The organism is Bacillus sp. JJ864 (assembly GCF_036963045.1).
Taxonomy (GTDB): Bacteria; Bacillota; Bacilli; order Bacillales; family Bacillaceae_G; genus Bacillus_A; species Bacillus_A pseudomycoides_C.
In genome coordinates this window covers 1-3,053 of sequence record NZ_JBALLY010000215.1, presented here as the reverse complement: position 1 = coordinate 3,053, position 3,053 = coordinate 1, and the positions used below count along the sequence as shown (strand labels likewise).

The following is a 3,053-nucleotide window of genomic DNA, read 5'->3' as shown; positions in this document are numbered from 1 at the left end:
AGTTGTAATTATATATAAGGAGTCTAGTTATGGAGAAACATATATTAGAAGATTATTGTCGAAATCAGCCTGGAGCAATTCATGATTACAAAATAGAATGGCAAGCAGATCGTTATCAAGTGGGAGGTAAAATGTTTGCTATGTTTGGCGGCGATTCAGTGGGCAAACCTATACTATCATTGAAATGTGATCCTGAGCGTGCTGAATACTTAAGGGAAACATACGAAGGAATTATTCCTGGGTATTACATGAATAAAGTGCATTGGAATTCCATTTATTTAGATGCTGGTATTCCTAAAGAGTTATGGGAGAAGTTAATTATTCATTCTTATGAGCTAGTCCTTCAAAAGTTACCTAAAAAGATTCAAAAAGAAATTGGTAGTAGGGAATAGTGTAGATGAAGAAGGGAATTCTTTAACAGGGAAAAATGAAGGCGATTGGGAACCTGAAATAATGTTTGCATCTTTAAATGAATTCTTAGAAAATATATCATAATTAAAAAGACAAAAATTCAAGTATCTGAACTGTACCCCGAATTGCGGACACTAAAAGAGTTTAAGCTTTAGGGTACAGTTCATTTTTAAATGGGCTTATTGTTAGTTTCGAATGATAAATTATCTTCAAAATTTGTTTAACTGATAAAAAATTTTGAATACGCAATTGTTTGTTACGATATTCGGTAATGGTTAACCATATTCCACTCAAAGCAATGAGAAGAGCTAGGATACTAAACGGAGCGGTATAACTATGCAGATAGTCAACAAGTATACCAAATAACGTAGGCGCAAGAACAATAGCGAATTGATTTAATGTTAAAGCAAAACTCACAGTTAAATCAATAAATTGCGGATCTGATTTTTCTGAAACTAAAATGATAAATAAACTAAACCACCCGATAGCAAAGAAACCAAGAAAGAAGCATAAGATTATAAGTGATCCAAAAGTTATATAAGATATGAAATAGCTCATACAAAGAAGCAATAAGACAGTGATACCGATAGTTATTTGCAATGGAACGACACGATTTCCTTTACATACAGTATCACTAGCCCAGGCTAAAAGGATCCTCCCAATCATTCCACCTAACAATACTACACTTAATAATGTTCCAGCATGATGAAGATTTGTATGAACTTCACTTGTAAAATAACTCATTAAATGGGCAACGAGCACCATTTGTAAAGAAATCATTGTTATTCCAATTAAAAAGATAGGATAGAGAGAATGGTTCCTTTGTACTTTCTTTAACTTTGTAAGGAATGGCACTGTTTCCGTTTTTTGAACGGGGGAATGCTCCTCACGATAAAATAGGATGAACAATAAGCCTCCACTAATAGATGCAATCGCTTGCACAAGGATGACGGAAGGTAGCCCGTATTGATAAAAAAAGAAAGGGAGCGTACTAGAAGCTAAAGCGCCTCCAATCGGAATTCCAGTTTGGCGAATGCCCATGGCAAGTCCTCTGCGCTGAGGAGGAAACCACTTTACAATAGCCTTACTACCTCCAAGTTGAGCCGTTCCATACCATACTCCTACAAATAATAAAATAACAATTAGATATGTGTAATTGGTGACTGGATAGGCAAACAACATACTTGCTCCAAGTAAGATAGAACCTACACCTACAATCCATCTTTCTCCATATCGATCCATTAAGTTTCCAAAAAATAGCATCGAGAAGATAGGTCCAATATTTACAGCTGATACAAGTAACCCTGCTTGAAACTGAGATAAGTGATGCACATGTTGCCATAATGAAGCTAAAGGACCAATCCCGTATGTAACAAACGTAGCAAATGTTTGTGAAATAGTTGCAATCAATAAAATAACCCATTTGTAAGAGCTAGTGGAATCATTTTTAGTCTGCATTTTAACATAACCCCCTCTTGCTCTTATTGTATGAATATCGAGATATCATGTAAAATGAATAATAAAGATAAAAAATATCAAAAAAAATGATATCTTAAGAGGTGAGTTATGTGGATATTAAAGATTTGACGGTATTTAAAAAGGTTGCTGAAGAAGGAAGTATATCAAAAGCAGCGAAGTCACTAAACTATGTTCAATCAAATGTAACGATGAAAATAAAACAGCTAGAAGATGAGCTGGGAGTCCCTTTATTTTACCGTAACGGAAAGGGAGTTACTTTAAATTCTAATGGCGAGATTTTGTTAACGTATGCTAGGAAGATTCTAGATTTAACCGAGCAATCAATCAGATTGGTACAAAGTAATCATTCGAAACCTCTTGGTACGCTGAAGATTGGATCTACCAACTCTACAGCTGCAGTCCGATTACCTCCACTTCTGAAAAGCTATTATGAAAATTATCCTGAGGTTGAATTAGTGTTAGAAACCCATACAAGCACTGAGTTAACTCAACTTGTGCTCGAACGAAAACTAGAAGGGGCATTCATTGTTGAGGATGTTCATCACCCAGACTTAACTTCTATTCTCTTTTGTGAAGAAGAACTAACGATTATTAGTCACCAACCTTTACATACTTTCCAAGAACTTGATAAAGTCACTATGTTAGCCTTTGGGAACGGTTGTCACTATCGGAACATGATAGAAAAGTGGCAACAAGAAGAAGGCATTTATCCAAAGCGTGTATTAGAATTCGGTACAATTGAAGCAATTATTGGCTGTGTAAAGGCGGGAATGGGCATAGCCATCATGGTCAAATCAATTTTGAAAGACCATGAGCAGCCTTTAACTATAACTGATTTACCTAAGAAATATTCCAATGTACCAACTTATTTTATTATGAGGAAAGATGTACTTTTTTCGGCTGCTCTTCAGAAATTTGTTGAGATGATAGAATAAATTGTTGTGTAGGCTAATTCCGGTTATTTAGGATTGGTTTAGCGGAGGCATATAGTGTAGAGCTTCTTAAGGTTGTCTATGAACAAAATTATAAACTTCATCGTAAATGGTCGTTTTCGTTAAAAAAATAAAATAATTTACTGTACTAGAGATACGGGAAATTGTATTGAAATTTAGTATACAGTCAGTAGCAACTTACAATAACTGTTTTCTTCATGATCATGAAGA

At 34.9% G+C, this 3,053-nt stretch carries 3 protein-coding genes; 2 read left to right on the top strand and 1 reads right to left on the bottom strand.

What is annotated here, in order from left to right; genetic code table 11:
* Positions 1-29 precede the first annotated feature (29 nt).
* Positions 30-392: an MmcQ/YjbR family DNA-binding protein gene (locus tag V7024_RS23215; RefSeq protein ID WP_335524374.1), complete on the top strand. Its 363-nt coding sequence runs from the start codon at positions 30-32 to the stop codon at positions 390-392.
* A gap of 163 nt (positions 393-555) precedes the next feature.
* On the opposite strand, the gene V7024_RS23210 is transcribed toward V7024_RS23215, so the two are convergent.
* Complete coding sequence (locus V7024_RS23210; RefSeq protein ID WP_335524373.1) at positions 556-1,869, bottom strand: MFS transporter; 1,314 nt, start codon at positions 1,867-1,869, stop codon at positions 556-558.
* Between the two features lie 110 nt (positions 1,870-1,979).
* Between V7024_RS23210 and V7024_RS23205 the strand changes: the two genes are divergently transcribed.
* A complete protein-coding gene (locus V7024_RS23205; protein ID WP_335524372.1) occupies positions 1,980-2,825 on the top strand; it encodes a LysR family transcriptional regulator in 846 nt (281 codons plus the stop codon).
* Positions 2,826-3,053 lie beyond the last annotated feature (228 nt).

Coding starts and splice junctions, on each gene's coding strand:
- V7024_RS23215 (WP_335524374.1), top strand. CDS start 30: ATGGAGAAACATATATTAGAAGATTATTGTCGAAATCAGCCTGGAGCA.
- V7024_RS23210 (WP_335524373.1), bottom strand. CDS start 1,869: ATGCAGACTAAAAATGATTCCACTAGCTCTTACAAATGGGTTATTTTA.